Origin of the sequence: Pseudoalteromonas sp. P1-7a (genome assembly GCF_001401855.1) — a bacterium.
In the GTDB taxonomy this organism is placed as follows: Bacteria; Pseudomonadota; Gammaproteobacteria; order Enterobacterales; family Alteromonadaceae; genus Pseudoalteromonas.
On record NZ_LKDU01000075.1, the window covers coordinates 1 to 1,209 of the forward strand.

Sequence of the window (1,209 nt, forward strand, 5' to 3'; positions counted from 1 at the left end):
ATGGCAAAAGAAAAGTTTGAACGCGTAAAACCGCACGTAAACGTTGGTACAATCGGCCACGTTGACCACGGTAAAACTACACTAACTGCAGCAATCACTAACGTACTTGCAAAAGTATACGGCGGTGTTGCTAAAGATTTCGCATCAATCGATAACGCTCCAGAAGAGCGCGAGCGTGGTATCACAATCTCAACTTCTCACGTTGAGTACGATACACCAACTCGTCACTACGCACACGTAGATTGTCCTGGACACGCCGATTATGTTAAAAACATGATCACCGGTGCTGCTCAAATGGACGGCGCTATCTTAGTAGTAGCTGCGACTGACGGCCCTATGCCACAAACACGTGAGCACATCCTACTTTCTCGTCAGGTTGGCGTACCTTACATCGTTGTATTCATGAACAAATGTGACATGGTTGACGACGAAGAGCTACTTGAGCTAGTAGAAATGGAAGTTCGTGAACTTCTTTCTGAGTACGACTTCCCAGGTGATGACTTACCACTAATTCAAGGTTCTGCACTTAAAGCACTTGAAGGCGAAAAGCAGTGGGAAGACAAGATCGTTGAGCTTGCAGAAGCACTAGATTCTTACATTCCAGAGCCAGAGCGTGACATCGATAAGCCATTCATCATGCCTATCGAAGACGTTTTCTCAATCCAAGGTCGTGGTACTGTTGTAACTGGCCGTGTTGAAGCTGGTATCATCAACGTGAACGACGAAGTTGAAATCGTTGGTATCAAAGAGACTACTAAGTCTACTTGTACTGGTGTTGAAATGTTCCGTAAGCTTCTTGACGAAGGTCGTGCTGGTGAGAACATTGGTGCACTTCTACGTGGTACTAAGCGTGAAGACGTTGAACGTGGTCAAGTACTAGCTAAGCCTGGTTCAATCAAGCCACACACTACATTCACTTCAGAAGTATACGTACTTTCTAAAGATGAAGGTGGTCGTCATACTCCATTCTTCAAAGGTTACCGTCCACAGTTCTACTTCCGTACAACTGACGTAACAGGTGACGTACAGTTACCAGAAGGCGTAGAAATGGTAATGCCTGGTGATAACGTTAAGATGACAGTAACTCTAATCGCGCCAATCGCGATGGACGAAGGTCTTCGTTTCGCTATCCGTGAAGGTGGCCGTACTGTAGGTGCTGGTGTTGTAGCAACTATCGTAGAGTAATAATTAGCCTAGCTAATTAATACT

The 1,209-nt window shown here is 45.3% G+C and carries 1 protein-coding gene; it reads left to right on the forward strand.

What is annotated here, in order from left to right:
• Positions 1-1,185 (forward strand): elongation factor Tu, encoded by a 1,185-nt coding sequence (gene tuf, locus AN389_RS19485; protein ID WP_029773026.1) that lies wholly within the window; start codon positions 1-3, stop codon positions 1,183-1,185.
• The last annotated feature ends 24 nt before the right edge of the window (positions 1,186-1,209 follow it).